At 72.8% G+C, this 12,961-nt stretch carries 12 protein-coding genes; 4 read left to right on the top strand and 8 right to left on the bottom strand.

Annotation, left to right across the window (positions count from 1 at the left end; genetic code table 11):
• Positions 1 to 574: 574 nt before the first annotated feature.
• The gene (locus ACFXGA_RS28280) at positions 575 to 3,547 is read left to right on the top strand and encodes a glycine--tRNA ligase (RefSeq protein ID WP_378093005.1); all 2,973 of its coding nucleotides are present in this window, start codon (positions 575 to 577) and stop codon (positions 3,545 to 3,547) included.
• Between the two features lie 63 nt (positions 3,548 to 3,610).
• On the opposite strand, the gene ACFXGA_RS28285 is transcribed toward ACFXGA_RS28280, so the two are convergent.
• Positions 3,611 to 3,751, bottom strand: a complete 141-nt coding sequence (locus tag ACFXGA_RS28285; RefSeq protein WP_378092961.1) for a hypothetical protein — start codon at positions 3,749 to 3,751, stop codon at positions 3,611 to 3,613.
• Positions 3,752 to 4,069: 318 nt separating this feature from the next.
• Between ACFXGA_RS28285 and ACFXGA_RS28290 the strand changes: the two genes are divergently transcribed.
• On the top strand, positions 4,070 to 5,179 hold the full coding sequence (locus ACFXGA_RS28290) for a sugar ABC transporter substrate-binding protein (protein WP_378092963.1): 1,110 nt from the start codon (positions 4,070 to 4,072) through the stop codon (positions 5,177 to 5,179).
• Here the strand turns inward: ACFXGA_RS28290 and ACFXGA_RS28295 are convergent.
• The gene (locus ACFXGA_RS28295) at positions 5,172 to 5,636 is read right to left on the bottom strand and encodes a winged helix-turn-helix transcriptional regulator (protein ID WP_378092965.1); all 465 of its coding nucleotides are present in this window, start codon (positions 5,634 to 5,636) and stop codon (positions 5,172 to 5,174) included. The genes ACFXGA_RS28290 and ACFXGA_RS28295 overlap by 8 nt on opposite strands.
• Before the next feature lie 135 nt (positions 5,637 to 5,771).
• Here ACFXGA_RS28295 and ACFXGA_RS28300 point away from each other — a divergent pair, with 135 nt between their 5' ends.
• A complete protein-coding gene (locus tag ACFXGA_RS28300) occupies positions 5,772 to 6,221 on the top strand; it encodes a pyridoxamine 5'-phosphate oxidase family protein (protein ID WP_378092967.1) in 450 nt (149 codons plus the stop codon).
• On the opposite strand, the gene ACFXGA_RS28305 is transcribed toward ACFXGA_RS28300, so the two are convergent.
• Positions 6,218 to 6,940, bottom strand: coding sequence for a hypothetical protein (locus ACFXGA_RS28305; protein WP_378092969.1), 723 nt, complete (start codon positions 6,938 to 6,940; stop codon positions 6,218 to 6,220). The genes ACFXGA_RS28300 and ACFXGA_RS28305 overlap by 4 nt on opposite strands.
• Positions 6,941 to 6,963: 23 nt before the next feature.
• Positions 6,964 to 7,296: a hypothetical protein gene (locus ACFXGA_RS28310; RefSeq protein WP_378092971.1), complete on the bottom strand. Its 333-nt coding sequence runs from the start codon at positions 7,294 to 7,296 to the stop codon at positions 6,964 to 6,966.
• A gap of 243 nt (positions 7,297 to 7,539) precedes the next feature.
• Between ACFXGA_RS28310 and ACFXGA_RS28315 the strand changes: the two genes are divergently transcribed.
• Positions 7,540 to 7,746, top strand: coding sequence for a cold-shock protein (locus ACFXGA_RS28315; RefSeq protein ID WP_053717138.1), 207 nt, complete (start codon positions 7,540 to 7,542; stop codon positions 7,744 to 7,746).
• 81 nt (positions 7,747 to 7,827) lie between these two features.
• Here ACFXGA_RS28315 and ACFXGA_RS28320 read toward each other — a convergent pair whose 3' ends face one another.
• From ACFXGA_RS28320 to ACFXGA_RS28335, 4 genes are all read right to left on the bottom strand, one after another.
• Positions 7,828 to 8,247 carry an ester cyclase gene (locus ACFXGA_RS28320; RefSeq protein ID WP_378092973.1) on the bottom strand — a complete coding sequence of 140 codons (420 nt, stop codon included), beginning with the start codon at positions 8,245 to 8,247 and terminating at the stop codon, positions 7,828 to 7,830.
• 117 nt (positions 8,248 to 8,364) lie between these two features.
• Positions 8,365 to 10,092, bottom strand: a complete 1,728-nt coding sequence (locus ACFXGA_RS28325; protein WP_378092975.1) for an acyl-CoA dehydrogenase — start codon at positions 10,090 to 10,092, stop codon at positions 8,365 to 8,367.
• Between the two features lie 40 nt (positions 10,093 to 10,132).
• On the bottom strand, positions 10,133 to 10,915 hold the full coding sequence (locus tag ACFXGA_RS28330) for a hypothetical protein (RefSeq protein ID WP_378092977.1): 783 nt from the start codon (positions 10,913 to 10,915) through the stop codon (positions 10,133 to 10,135).
• Positions 10,908 to 12,845 (bottom strand): DEAD/DEAH box helicase, encoded by a 1,938-nt coding sequence (locus tag ACFXGA_RS28335; protein WP_378092979.1) that lies wholly within the window; start codon positions 12,843 to 12,845, stop codon positions 10,908 to 10,910. The genes ACFXGA_RS28330 and ACFXGA_RS28335 overlap by 8 nt, the downstream gene beginning before the upstream one ends.
• Positions 12,846 to 12,961 lie beyond the last annotated feature (116 nt).

Here is a 12,961-nt window from a genome sequence, read left to right on the forward strand (position 1 = left end):
GGGTCGGCGGTGCGGCGGGGGTCGGGGGAGCGGCGCGGGTCGGCCCGGCCGTCCTCGGGCGGGCGGCGGCCGGCGGGGGGACGCGGGCCGTCCCCGCCCGGCCTCGGCCGGCCGACGGGCTCGTTGCCCGCCCTCGGCGCGCGCGGCCGGTCCGCGGACCCGGGGTCGTTGCCGGGGCGGCGCTCCCCGGGCGCGCGTCGTTCGCCCGTCGGGCGCTCGGGACCGCGGCGCGGCGGCTCGACCCGGCCACCCGGTTCGGGTCGGCCACCCGGTTCGGGTCGTCCGGGCGGCTGGGCGCGCGGCGGTTGGCCCGCGGAGGGGTGCCGAGGGGGAACGGGTCGCCGGCGGAACCCGTCGGGCTCGCCTGGCCTCGGCGGCCGGTTGTCCACTCCCACTCCTCCCATGTACCCGGGTACGCCCCGTTGGACGCGTGACGAGCCGCCCGGGTTGCCACCAGCGTCGCACAGCCACCGCGCCGGACGTGGTGATACCGGTCGGAGGCCGGCCTGACCAGGCCGGTTACCCGATTGTGAGGTCGGGGTGCCCGCGTTCGTAGACTGCCACCGTGCTGACCATGCAGGATGCGCTGCTCGCGCTGACCCGGTACTGGACCGAACGGGGCTGCGTCGTCGTGCAGCCGTACAACACGGAGGTCGGCGCAGGCACGTTGAACCCCGCCACCGTGCTGCGGGTGCTCGGCCCCGAGCCGTGGCGCGTGTCGTACGTCGAGCCCAGCGTGCGGCCCGACGACGCGCGGTACGGCGAGAACCCCAACCGGCTCCAGACCCACACCCAGTTCCAGGTGATCCTCAAGCCCGACCCGGGCGACCCGCAGGAGCTGTACCTCGGCAGCCTGGAGGCGCTGGGCATCGACGTCCGGGCGCACGACGTGCGGTTCGTCGAGGACAACTGGGCCTCGCCCGCGCTCGGCGCGTGGGGCCTGGGCTGGGAGGTGTGGCTGGACGGGCTGGAGATCACCCAGTTCACCTACTTCCAGCAGGCGGGCGGCATGTCGCTCGACCCGGTGTCGGTGGAGATCACCTACGGCATCGAGCGCATCATGATGGCGCTGCAGGGCGTGGACCACTTCAAGGACATCGCCTACGCGCCCGGCATCTCCTACGGCGAGGCGTTCGGCCAGGCCGAGTACGAGATGAGCCGCTACTACCTCGACGACGCCGACGTGGAGGCCAACAAGCGGCTGTTCGAGGAGTACGCGGCCGAGGCGCGCCGGATGCTCGACGCGCGCCTGCCCGTGCCCGCGCACAACTACGTGCTCAAGTGCTCGCACACGTTCAACGTGCTGGACGCGCGAGGCGCGATCAGCACCACCGAGCGGGCCCGCGCGTTCGGGCGGATGCGCGGCCTGGCCCGCGAGGTCGCCCAGCTCTGGGCGGCCCGCCGCGAGGAGCTGGGCCACCCGCTCGGCCTCGCGCAGGCCCCCGCCCCGGCCTCGCTGCCCGCGACGTTCGCCGAGGTCGCGGACGCGAGCACGCTGCTGTTCGAGATCGGCACCGAGGAGTTGCCGCCCGCCGAGGTCACCCGCACCGTGCAGGCGGTCCGGCAGGCCGTGGCGGACAAGCTGGGCGCGACCAGGCTGGCCCACGGCGCGGTCGAGGTACACGGGACGCCCCGGCGCGTCGTCGTGCTGGTGCCCGACGTGGCCCCGCACGAGCCGAACGCGGAGAAGACCGTGCGCGGTCCCCGCGTGTCCGCCGCGTTCGACGCCGACGGCAACCCGACCAAGGCCGCCCAGGGGTTCGCCCGCGGCCAGGGCGTGGACGTCGCCGCGCTGGGCCGGGTCACCGAGAACGGCGTCGAGCACGTCGCCCTAGTCCGCACCGACCCCGGTCGGGGCGCGGTGGAGGTGCTCAGCGGGCTGCTCGGCGAGGTGGTCGCGGAGCTGCGCGCCGAGAAGAACATGAAGTGGAACGACCCGAAGCTGTCGTTCACCCGCCCGATCCGCTGGCTGCTGGCCCTGCTGGGCACGACGCCGGTGCCGGTCGCGGTGTCCTCCCTGGCCGCCGAGCCGAAGACCCGCGTGCACCGCACCGCCGCCACGCCGGTGGTGGAGGTCCCCACGGCGGACGGCTACCTGGAGTTCCTGGCCGGGCACGGCATCGACGCCTCGGCGGAACGGCGGCGCGCCGCGATCGTGGCCCGCGCCGAGGAGCTGGCCGCCTCCGTGGGCGGCGTCGTGGACTTCGAGGGCGTGCTGGACGAGGTCACCAACCTGGTCGAGCGGCCCACGCCGATCCTGGGCTCGTTCGACGAGCGCTACCTGGAGCTGCCCGCGCAGATCCTCACCACGGTGATGCGCAAGCACCAGCGCTACCTGCCGGTGCGCGCCCGGGACGGCTCGCTGCTGCCGCACTTCGTCGCGGTCGCCAACGGCGAGGTGGACGCGGACCTGGTCCGCGCGGGCAACGAGGCCGTGCTGCGCGCCCGGTACGAGGACGCGGCGTTCTTCTGGCGGGCCGACCTGCGCACGCCGCTGGAGGACATGAAGGCCGGCCTGGAGAAGCTGACCTTCGCCGACAAGCTGGGCTCGATGGCCGACCGGGCGGCCCGGATCGCGGCGCTGGCGCGGCGGCTCGCGGAGGAGGTCGGCGCGGCCGACGACACGCTGGCGCGGGCGGGCGAGCTGGCCAAGTTCGACCTGGGCTCGCAGATGGTGATCGAGCTGTCCAGCCTGGCCGGCGTGATGGCCCGCGAGTACGCCGAGCGGGCCGGGGAGACCCCCGAGGTCGCCCGCGCGCTGTACGAGATGGAGCTGCCGCGCTCGGCGGGCGACGCGCTGCCGTCGTCCACGCCCGGCGCGTTGCTGTCCCTGGCCGACCGGTTCGACCTGCTGGCCGGGCTGTTCGGCATCGGGGCCAACCCGACCGGCAGCTCCGACCCGTTCGGGCTGCGGCGGGCGGCGCTGGGCGCGGTGAGCGTGCTGCGGGCGTTCCCGGACCTCAAGGGCATCACGCTGACCAAGGCGTTGGCGCTGGCCGCGCAGGCGGTCGAGGAGCAGCGGCGGGACGAGTCGCCGACCATCCCGGCCGCGGCGCTGGACGCCGCGCGCGAGTTCGCCGTGCGGCGGTACGAGCAGCAGTTGCTCGACGCCGGGCACGACCACCGGTTCGTCAACGCGGTGCTGCCGCTGGCCGACGCGCCGGCGGTGGCCGACACGACGTTGGCCGAGCTGACCGCGCTGGCGGGCGACCCGGACTTCGCCGCGCTGGTCGCCGCGTTGCAGCGGGTGCGGCGGATCGTGCCCGCGGACACCGTCGGCGAGTACGACCCTCAGGTGTTGGCCGAACCGGCCGAGGTGGCGCTGCACAAGGCGCTGGCGGACGTGCCGGCGGGCGTCACGGGGTTGGCGGCGTTCGCCGCCGCGGCGACCGGGCTGACCGGGCCGGTGAACACGTTCTTCGACGAGGTGCTGGTGATGGCCGAGGACGCCGACGTGCGGCGGGCCCGGCTGGGGCTGCTGGCCGCGATCCGCGACCTGGCCGCGCCGGTGCTGGACTGGCAGGCCCTGGGCGCCGCCCTGGGCTGAGGCGCGCCAGTGGTATCCCCGCCCCCCGGTGCGCCGGCGGGCGGGGACCGCGCCGTCTTGCGGCTACATGTCGCGGTTGTCGTCCAGGTTGGCGCTGGCGACGGCGACGGTGTGGTCCGGCGTGACCTGTTCGGCGGCGGCGGACCCGGCGCCCAAGGCGAGCAACGCCGCGGCGGCCACGGCCACCAGCGCTGCGGGGATCATTCTCACGCTGCTACTCCTCACACACCCGGCCAGGGTTCGGCAGGCGACACCATCGCACAGAAATCGCCCGAACGGGAAGTCCCCCTTTCGTAGCTGCCGAATCCGTGACCATTCGGCTGCGGAGCGTGTTCAGTAGCGCGCTGTAACGGTTCGACCAGCGGTTTCGATGGTCGGGGGAGGTCGATCCGGCGTTTGACGCGGACCATTCGGAGCTGCGGCGTTGCTACGTCTTGACGAACCCGCACCCGGAGAGATGGAATTCCGCGACATTCCGTATTTCGGCTGTCCACGTCGATGTGCCGCGCAAGGGGTTGGCGAATGCGAAGGCTTGCCCGAGCCGTGTCCTGCGGTCTCCTCGTCCTGTTCGTCGCCGCCTGTGGGGGCGCCGTCGACCCGCTCGCGCCGCCCACGGGCAGCCGCGCGCCGAGACCGGTCGTGGGCGTGATCCTGCCGGACCGCTCGTCGTCGGACCGGTGGGAGGACCAGGACCGGCCGCTGCTGCTCCAGGCGATGAACTTCGCGGGCGTCGAGGGCGTGATCGAGAACGCGGACGGCGACGAGGCGAAGTTCGCGAGCATCGCCGACGCCATGATCGCGCGCGGGGTCAAGGTGCTGATGACGACGCCGCTGAGCCCCGAGGGCGGCGCGGCGGTCGAGCGCAAGGCGAAGGACGCGGGCATCCCGGTCATCAACTACGACCGGATCAGCCTGGGCGGCCAGGCCGAGTACTACGTCTCGTTCGACAACTTCAATGTGGGCGAGCTGCAGGCCGAGGGACTGCTCCAGTGCCTCGGCGACAAGCCCGGCGCCCGGATCATCGAGCTGCAGGGCGCGCCGACGGACAACAACGCGACCATGTTCTTCGACGGGCAGCGCCGCAAGCTCGGCCCGAAGTACGACAGCGGCGCGCTGCGGCTGGTCGACAGCAAGCCCGTCGACCGCTGGGACCCGGTGATCGGCAAGGCCACCTTCGAGCAGGTGCTCGGGGCCAACGGCGGCTCGGTGGACGGCGTGGTGGCGGCCAACGACGGGCTGGCGGGCGCGGCGATCGAGGTGCTCAGGGCCAAGGGCCTGGCCGGTCGGGTGCCCGTGACGGGCCAGGACGCCACGGTCGAGGGCCTGCGCGCGATCCTGCGCGGCGAGCAGTGCATGACGGTCTACAAGCCGATCCGCGACGAGGCCGAGGCGGCGGCTCGGCTCGCCATCGCGGTGGCGCGCGGCGACCTGAGCGGCGCGGACGACCTGGCCACCGGCAACACCCGCGACCTGGTGGCGAAGCGGGACGTGAAGTCGGTGCTGCTGGGCGCGGACCTGATCACCCGGGAGAACGTGCGGACGCTCGTGGCCGAGAGCGTGGTCAAGCCCGCGGAGCTGTGCGCGGGCGACACCGCGGACGACTGCGCCGAGCTGGGCATCCTGGTCAACTAGCGGGCACGGCGGCGCCGGGGCCGGGCAGGACGTCCACGTCCTCCGGCCCCATCGGCGCGCCGCACTCCGAGCAGCGCAGCTCCACGTGCGCGACCCGGCCGCAGGCGCGGTGCCGGTAGAGCGCGGGCGGTCCCGCCCCGCCCGCCGTCCAGCGGTCGCCCCAGCGCACCATCACCATCAGCAGCTCGACCAGCTCGACGCCCTTGCGGGTGAGCGCGTACTCGTGGCGCACCGGCCGGGCCGAGTACTCGCGCCGCTCCAGCACGTCCTGCTCGACCAGCCACCTCAGCCGCTCGGCGAGCACCTTGCGGGAGATGCCGAGGTCTTCCTGGATCTGGTCGAAGCGGGCGATGCCCACGTAGACGTCGCGCAGGATCAGCGGCGACCACGGTTCGCCGATGACGTCCAGGGTGCGCGCGATCGAGCACGCCATGTCGCCGAACCTCGTCCGTTGCACGGGACCAGTCTACCGCTGTGAGTTCCCTCAGGGAACGCTGTGGGCTAGGGTCGGTTCCCTCAGGGAACTTGGAGGTTCGCCCATGGCTCGCCCGACCGCGCCCCGCACCGCCCGCACGCCCCGCGACGGGAGGGCGTGACCGTGCCCAGGACCATGACCGACGCCGAGCGCGACGCGTTCCTCGACCTGCCGCACGTGGCCGTGCTGAGCGTCGCCGCCGCCGACCGCCCGCCGCTCACCGTCCCGGTGTTCTACGCCCACCGGGACGGCCGGATCCGGTTCTTCACCGGCACGCAGGGCCGTACGGCGCGCAAGACCCGGCTGCTGGAGCGGGCCGGCGCGTTCAGCCTGTGCGTGCAGCGGCCGACGTACCCGTACCGGTACGTCACCGCCGAGTGCGTCGTGGAACGCGCCGAACGCGCGCCGTCGACCGAAGACGTCCTGGCCGTGACGGGCAGGTACCTGCCGGAGGCCGACGCCCGCGCGTTCGCCGAGGCCGAGACCGCCGACCCGTCGGGCACGTTCGTCCTGTTCACCGGTCGTCCGGTGCGGTGGCTGACCAGCGACTTCGGCGAGCCGGACTAGCCGTCCTCGTCGTGCCTGCCGGAGATGAACTCCTGCACGCGGATCTTCCACCGGATCAGCGGCTGGCGGACGCGGGCCTCCCGGCGGTACGCCCGGCGCAGCTTGCGCGAGCCCTCGGGGTAGCGCCAGCGGGCCCACGGCGAGCCGGGACGGGCCAGCCGCACCGCGCCGATCTCCGGCAGCACGGGCACCAGCAGGCCGAGCAGCCCCGTCCAGACCTTGCCCTTGAGCAGCGTCACGATCACGAACCCGAGGTTGACCAGGACGATGAGCACCCGCAGGGCCACGCCCTCGCCGTAGAACTCGTCGTACCCCAGCGGCCGCGCGCCCGCCAGCAGCAGGCCCGTCATGCCGATGGCCAGGAACACGGCGTCCACCGACAGCCGGCCGTCCTTGGTCCAGTACACGTCCCGCAGGTGCAGCAGCAGCGCGAACTCGTCCAGCACGAGGGCCGCGCCGACGCCGAGCAGCGCGGCCGCGGCCACCCGCACGCCGTGCATGTCGTCCGGGACGGCCAGCCCCGTCACGCCGCCGAGCAGCATGAACACCGTGCCGAACACGACGTGGTGGATGTGCGTGCCGCCGGGTGTGATGTTGCCCGGCCACCAGCGCACCTCCGCCCGGATCAACCGGACGCTGATCCGGATGAGGACGAAGGTGACCACCAGGCCGAGGAAGAAGAACAGCAGCCGGGCCTGGGGCAGGTGGAACGCGTACACCACCCCATCTTCACCCGGCCGGATCAGTTGAAGCTCACACCGCCCTGGATGTCGCCCGCTTGCAGGACGTTGCCGTGGACCGTGCCGGAGATCTGGTTGGTGACCCTGCCGGTCTGGGTCACGGCATGGTGCGCGCGCAGCTCGGCGCCGAACGCGGGATCGGCCCGCACGGTCCGCTCCAGCGCCTCGCTCAGCGCCTTGACCTGCGGGGAGTCCTCCGCCGCGCCCTCGGCCGCAGTGAGCGCCGCGGTCGCCGCCGGGTCGTCCGCGAACTTCGCCCGGACCAGTTCGTACAGCCCCGCGACGGCGCGCGAGGCGAGCGACGCGGCGATGGTGACCAGCATCGGTTCAGGCATCGGGACCCCCTGTGATCGCTGCCCTGCCCACGGTAGCAGTGCGACTCGCGCGTTCTTCCGCTCGACTGCCGGTGGGATGTCGTGGTTGACTGTCCTCGGTCGTACCTTTCTGTGTTCGTGTTCCACCACGCTCGCGGAACGGAGTTGCGGGCGCCGAACTTTCCTCGCCAGGAGGGGCCGGGGCCCTAGCTGACCCGGTGGTCGCAAGCGCGATCCGGCACCTGTTAGAGGAGAAGTAGCAAGATGGCAGTTCAGGGCACCGTCAAGTGGTTCAACGCGGAGAAGGGCTTCGGCTTCATCTCCCCGGACAACGGTGGCGCCGACGTGTTCGTGCACTACTCGGAGATCCAGAGCAACGGCTACCGCACCCTGGAAGAGAACCAGCGGGTGGAGTTCGAGATCGGCCAGGGCCAGAAGGGCCCGCAGGCGCAGACGGTTCGACCGCTCTGACCTAATCCGGGTCACCACCAGGACCTGGATCTTTTCGGGCCGCCACTCCCGTTCGCGGGGGTGGCGGCCCGAATCGTGCGCTCACCTGCTCAGGGCGGGCGCGTGGCCGACCTGGTCGCCGTAGACCCGCTTGCCGACCAGCCGCGCGTCGTCGAACACGAAGAACACCGTCGCGCGCACCCGGTAGGCCCGCCCGGTCGGCTCCTCGCCGCCGAGGCTGCCCAGGTGGGTGCCCCGCAGCTCCAGCTCCACGATCACCGCGTCGTCGGCGTGGTGCAGCTCCACCAGCGTGCTGCGCCGGTCGGGGAACGCGTCGCCGACCCGGGCGTAGTACCCGGCGACCTCGGCCCGGCCGTCGAACACCTGCCCGGTCGCCACGATCTCGCAGCGCGGGTGGTCGAAGGAGCCCACGGCGGTGTCGAACTCGCGTTCGTTCTCCGACTCCAGGTGCTCCAGGACGATCGCCTCCCGCAGGGCCCGCAGTGCCTTGGACGCGGTCATGCGTGCGCACCCCTCCGGTTCGTCGGTAGCTGACGACGAAACACGGACGGGTGGTCACCAGTCAAGACAGTGGCCGCGTCGTTGGTACGCGATGACGCGGCCATTCACCCGTTCGGTTCAGGGGCGCATCTCGTACGTGCCGGACAGCGCCGCGACCCGCGCCCACACCCGCTGGAAGCGGTCCCGGTCGACCACGGGCCTGCGGACCTGCTCGACCGCCCAGCGCTGCTGCGCCTCCGTGGCCGACGCCTTGCCGTGCAGCCCGACCGCGTAGGCCGAGAAGTCCCGCACCAGGACGTCGAACACCTGGTCCAGCACGTCGGTGTCCAGGTCGGTGATCCGGGCCTGCTCCAGCACCAACTGGCCGTAGACGACCAGCGTGAACAGGTGACCGAGAGTGAGCAGGAAGTCCAGGTCCCGCTGCTGCTCCTCGTCCGGCGCGGCCGTGGCGAGCAGGGTGCGCAGCGCCCGGGCCTGCTCGTGGAAGAGGGCCGCGTTCGGCACGTGGGTGTGCTCGCGGTAGGTGGTCTCCCAGTCGTGGAACCTGACCCGCCCGAGGCCGCGCGCCGGGCACTGCCGCCAGAAGAACGCGTCGTCGGCCGGGTCGTGCCTGGTCGGGACGTCGGGGTACGCGGCGGGGTGGAACAGGTGGTTGGGCATGAACTTGAGCACCAGGGCGAGGTTCACGTGGACCGTGCCCTCCAGCTTCGGCAGCGCGCGGATGTCGCGGGCGGCCATCGAGAAGTACGTGTCCTTCTCGAAGCCCTTCGCCGCGATCACGTCCCAGAGCAGGTCCAGGACCCGTTCGCCCTCACTGGTGACCTTCATCTTGGTGATGGGGTTGAACAGCAGGTAGCGGCGGTCGTCGGGGGAGGCGCTGCGGAAGTAGTCCACCGCGCGGTCGGAGAACAGCTTCATGGCGACCAGGCGGGCGTAGGCGTCCACGAAGCTCTGCCGGACGTGCGGGAAGTCGGTGACCCGCTTGCCGTACAGGACGCGGTTGTGGGCGTGCGTGACGGCCTCGTGGAACGCGTGCTCGTCGATGCCGATCGAGGCCGTGCACAGGTTGAACTTGCCGACGTTGACGGTGTTGAGGGCGGCGCTGAACGCGTCCGAGCCCGTGTGCAGGATGTCGTCCGCGGTGACCGGGTAGTCGTCCAGGCGGAACTCGCTGACGAACATCTGCGCGTCCACGATGTTCTTGACCAGCGTGAACTTCTCGTGCTGGGAGTCCACGGCGAAGAAGACGTACCCGTCGGGGCCCTCGACGTCCGCGCGGCGGCCGAAGACCGACACCATGCCCGCCACGTTGCCGTTGCCGATGTAGTACTTGCCGCCGGTCGCGGTGAAGCCGTCGGCGGTGGGCGTGAGGACCATGTCGGTGGAGTAGACGTCCGCGCCGTGCTCCTTCTCCGACAGCCCGAACGCGAAGACCGCGCCCCGGTCGAGGAGTTCGGCGGCCTTCCTCCGGGCCGCGGCGTTGTCGCTCATCCAGATCGGCCCGAGGCCGAGCACGGTGACCTGCCACGCGTACCAGTACTGCAGGCCGTAGAACGCGAGGACCTCGCTCAGGGCGGCGTTGCGGGCGGCGTCCCAGCGCTTGTGCGGGTCGCCGCCGGCCTCGGCCGCGGGCGTGCAGAAGGTCGCGAACAGCTTCTCGCGCGCGACGAAGTCCAGGAACTCGGCGTACCAGACCTTCGCCTGGTCGTCGGCGATGAGGCGGCGCTTGCCCCGCTGCTCGAACCAGTCGATGGTCGCGCGCAGCAGTCGGCGGCTCTCGGCGTCGAGGTGGGCGGGGTCGTAGGTGTTCGGGTCGAACAGCACCGGGGGTTCTCCCTTCGTCACCGCCGGACGCTACCAGTCGGTAACTTGCGGGGCCCGGTGGCTACCGCGCCAGCCGCCGGTAGAGCGGGCGCAGGTCGTCGGTCACCGAGCGGCCGTCCACCACGAGCGGGTCGAGCCGGTCGAGCAGCACGTCCGGGCGGGTGGTCGGCTCGGGAACCTCCGGCGCGACCCCGGCGACCTCCGGCCGCGCCCAGAAGCCCTCGAAGGACTCCGCCGGGGTCGCCTCGGCCGCCGGCGCGGGCGGCGCGGGGGCCACGGGGGCCCGCAGGTCGCGCAGCCGGTCGAGCAGGTCCTCCCGCGACCGCCCGCGCCACGCCAGGATCTCGAACGGGTCGGTGTCGAACGACCCGGCGAGCAGGTGGCAGGTGGCGGCGAGGTGCTCGCACGGCACCTCCCAGTCCGGGCACGTGCAGTCCATGGACAGCTCGCGCATCGTGCGCGGGAACAGGGTCAGGCCGAGGTCGGCCAGCACGTCCTCGATCTCCGGCGGCATCTCGCCCGCCAACAGCTTCGCCGCGAAGACCGCCCGGTCGGCCAGCGCGTGCTCGACGCGCCGCCACTCGTCGTCGGTGAACTTGCGCACGCCGATCCGCGCCCGGTACGGCTCCGGGCGGGCGCCCGTGACCAGCGCCACGACCAGGCTGGTCGACAGCGACAGGCTCATCACCTGGCCCGTGCGCGCGTACCTCCGGCCGCGGCCGAGCCGGTCCGCCATGCCGAACGACTCCAGCACCTCCAGGAACCGGCGCGACCACCACGTCCGCGCCCCGTCGCCCCGGCTGCCGCGCGTCGGGCCGCCCCGCTCCCCGGTCCGGTCAGTCACCGACGGCCTCCCCGGACAGGGCGAACAGCTCGCGCAGCTCCCCGGTCGACAGCTCGGTCAGCCAGTCCTCGCCCGCGCCCACCACGAGCTGCGCCAACCCGCGCTTCTCCTCGATCATCCGGTCGATCCGCTCCTCCAGCGTGCCGACGCAGACGAACTTGCGCACCTGCACGTGGGCCCGCTGGCCGATCCGGAACGCCCGGTCGGTGGCCTGGTCCTCGACCGCCGGGTTCCACCACCGGTCGAGGTGGATGACGTGGTTCGCGGCCGTGAGGTTCAGCCCCGTGCCGCCCGCCTTCAGCGACAGCACGAAGAGCGACGGGCCGTCCGCCTCCTGGAACCGCCGCACCATCTCGTCGCGCCGCCGCTTCGGCGTGCCGCCGTGCAGGTACAGGACCTCGGTGTCGAACCGGGCGGCCAGGTGCGGCACGACCAGCGAGCCGAAGGCGGTGAACTGGGTGAAGCACAGCGCCTTGTCGCCGTCGGCCAGCGCCTCCTCGAGGATCTCCTCCAGCCGGGCGAGCTTGCCGGAGCGGCCGGCGACGCGGGAGCCGTCGCCGAGGAGCTGCGCCGGGTGGTTGCAGACCTGCTTGAGGCGCGACATCGTGGCCAGCACCAGGCCCTTGCGCCGGACTCCCTCCGCCTCGGCGATCTTGGCCAGCATGTCGTCCACCACCGCCTGGTAGAGCGTGGCCTGCTCGGCGGTCAGCGTGCAGAGCTGCTTGACCTCGATCTTGTCCGGCAGGTCGGTGATGACCCGGGGGTCGGTCTTGAGCCGGCGCAGCACGAACGGGCCGGTGATGCGGCGCAGGCGGACGGCGGCGTCCTCGTCGTGGTGGCGTTCGACGGGCACGGCGAAGCGGGCGCGGAAGGTGTTGATCGTGCCGAGGATGCCCGGGTTGACGAAATCCATGATCGACCACAGCTCCGCCAGCCGGTTCTCCACCGGGGTGCCGGTCAGTGCCACCCGGTGCCGGGCGGGCAGGGCGCGCGCCGCCTTCGACTGCCGGGTCGAGCTGTTCTTGATGTTCTGCGCCTCGTCCAGCACGACCCGGTCCCAGGTCACGCCGGTCAGCCGGGCCACGTCCCGGGCGAGCACCGCGTAGGTGGTGATGACCAGGTCGCAGTCGGTGTCCAGGACGCGGTCCGCGCCGTGGTGGACGCGGACCTCCAGGTCGGGGGTGAAGCGGGCGGCCTCCCGCTGCCAGTTGCCGACGACCGACATCGGGCACACCAGCAACGTCGGCAGCCGCTTGCCGTGCTGCCGGTTGTGCGCCTCCAGGGCGAGCAGTTGGACGGTCTTGCCGAGCCCCATGTCGTCGGCCAGGCACGCGCCCAGGCCCAGCCGGTCGAGGAACGCGAGCCACGCCAGGCCCCGCTGCTGGTAGGGGCGCAGTTCGGCGAGCAGTCCGCGCGGTCGCGGCACCGGTTCGAGGTGGTGTTCCACCTGGCCGGACAGCAGGTCGCCCAGCCAGCCCGTCGCGCCGACCCCGTTCAGGGGGAGCGGCAGGTCGGCGTCCTCGGGGTGAAGGCCGGAGTGCAGCAGCACCTGCGCGGCGGTCATCTGCCCACCACCGCGCTCGAGGAACGCGAGGCCCGCGGCGAGGCGCTTCGGGTCGACGTGCACCCACTGGCCGCGCACGCGCACCAACGGCACCTTGGCCCCGGCGAGCGACCGCAGCTCCGCCTCGGTGAGCGGCTCGTCGCCCACCGCCAGCTCCCAGCGGTAGTCGACCAGCACCTTCAGGCCGAGCTCGCTCTCCTTGGCCACCTGCCCCGCCGTGCCGCGGCTGGTGGCCGTGAGCCGGAGACCCAGCCGGTGGGGTTGACGCCACCACGCGGGCAGCATCACGCCGAACCCGGCCTCCGCCAGCAACGCCGCGTGCCGCAGGAAGTCGTAGGCGCCCGCCACGTCCAGGGCCAGCTCCACCGGCCGCGGGGGGGGGGGCGCCCCCCGTAGAGGGCCGGGGATTGCCTCCCGGCCCCGCCGAGGGAGCCCCGCAGCAAGGCAGCGGGGCGGGGGCCCCACCGGCGCCCGCCCGCGGG

The sequence above is a fragment of the Actinosynnema sp. NPDC059335 genome (assembly GCF_042752395.1).
GTDB lineage: Bacteria > Actinomycetota > Actinomycetes > Mycobacteriales > Pseudonocardiaceae > Actinosynnema.

What these genes read in the sequence shown, in the direction of transcription:
- ACFXGA_RS28280 (WP_378093005.1), top strand. Translation starts at nt 575, where the DNA reads ATGCAGGATGCGCTGCTCGCGCTGACCCGGTACTGGACCGAACGGGGC.
- ACFXGA_RS28285 (WP_378092961.1), bottom strand. Translation starts at nt 3,751, where the DNA reads ATGATCCCCGCAGCGCTGGTGGCCGTGGCCGCCGCGGCGTTGCTCGCC.
- ACFXGA_RS28290 (WP_378092963.1), top strand. Translation starts at nt 4,070, where the DNA reads ATGCGAAGGCTTGCCCGAGCCGTGTCCTGCGGTCTCCTCGTCCTGTTC.
- ACFXGA_RS28310 (WP_378092971.1), bottom strand. Translation starts at nt 7,296, where the DNA reads ATGCCTGAACCGATGCTGGTCACCATCGCCGCGTCGCTCGCCTCGCGC.
- ACFXGA_RS28315 (WP_053717138.1), top strand. Translation starts at nt 7,540, where the DNA reads ATGGCAGTTCAGGGCACCGTCAAGTGGTTCAACGCGGAGAAGGGCTTC.
- ACFXGA_RS28320 (WP_378092973.1), bottom strand. Translation starts at nt 8,247, where the DNA reads ATGACCGCGTCCAAGGCACTGCGGGCCCTGCGGGAGGCGATCGTCCTG.